The sequence below is a fragment of the Escherichia sp. AM3 genome, assembly GCF_032029835.1.
Lineage (GTDB): Bacteria > Pseudomonadota > Gammaproteobacteria > Enterobacterales > Enterobacteriaceae > Escherichia > Escherichia coli.
The window spans coordinates 1-960 of sequence record NZ_JAVUPQ010000388.1 but is presented as its reverse complement, the minus strand read 5'-3'; the positions used below and the strand labels follow the sequence as shown (position 1 = coordinate 960).

Here is a 960-nt window from a genome sequence, read left to right as displayed (position 1 = left end):
ATGGCCTCCAGTCTGGGGACGACCTGCTGTTCAACGGGACGGCTGGCGACGACGGTGACTGAATAAGCATGAGCCTGGTATGCCGTTCCATTCAGGATAGCTATAAGGGCTGCGAGTAATGTTTTTCTTTGCATTTTATTGTCTCCTGCTCGGGGTGGAGCACAAGGTCAGGAAGGCTGTCGTATTTTCTGTCTTCAGGTAGTGGGGCCAGTGGGAAACACTGATATCGCCTGGTGATATAACCTTTCCTGTTCCGGTTATCGATGATGCTGAAAGAACGACGTCTGACGCGCCGTAAGGTGGAAGGGTCAGTATCCATAACAGGCCAGTCACCGGCACTCAGTGCCGGCGTTCCGGGAACGGATGGCCATAACCAGGTATCATCGGACATCAGCGAAGCCAGCGGTGAAGGGAGTATCCACTGGATGACATGCTGAACGTCGAATGGTGCTTCATCCGGGACAGAAACCTGCCATATTGCCGTTGTTATCAGCTCATCTGTGCTGGACGGCAACAACAGCCGCATGCCTGTAACCTTTCCCTGTGTTCTGGCATCCGAGGCGTATATCACTCTGGGATTGGGGGCCGGATGTAACCTGAAGACACGTGACGGCAGAGTGAATGAGAAACTGTCACCTTTTACCTCAAGTTTTTTAAGAAATACCTGCCCTCTGGCAGGTCTCCGGCAGCGTGGGGTGATATGAATTGTACACATCAGAGATTGTATCCCTGTTTTCGGATGAGCTCCGAGGCCAGATCTTCAATAACATTGTCACTGTTATGTTGGCCCGCCCGGTGCTCAATTAATGACGTTGCAGAACCTCTGGGGAAGTTTTCGGCCAGAATCTTACGTGCCCGAACTGAACCTAACTTATTTGTCAGCGTTTTACGCAGGGCACTGTCTTTTGGCGATGAGTTCAGCGCCCATAGCTCCAGTGGACCGACGGTAAATTTGAGTAT

Annotated in this window: 2 protein-coding genes and 1 pseudogene; all 3 read right to left on the bottom strand. The window is 51.7% G+C overall.

Going from position 1 to position 960, the window contains the following annotated elements; translation table 11 throughout:
• Nucleotides 1-134: pseudogene (locus RTW80_RS26080) on the bottom strand (conjugal transfer protein); the annotation flags it as partial.
• Entirely contained in the window at nt 101-715 is a 615-nt protein-coding gene (gene traV / locus RTW80_RS26075) for an IncI1-type conjugal transfer protein TraV (RefSeq protein WP_000337399.1), read from the bottom strand. The pseudogene RTW80_RS26080 and the gene traV, both read right to left, overlap by 34 nt.
• Nucleotides 715-960: hypothetical protein (locus tag RTW80_RS26070; protein WP_312720976.1), on the bottom strand; the 246-nt coding region annotated here is incomplete at its 5' end. The genes traV and RTW80_RS26070, both read right to left, overlap by 1 nt.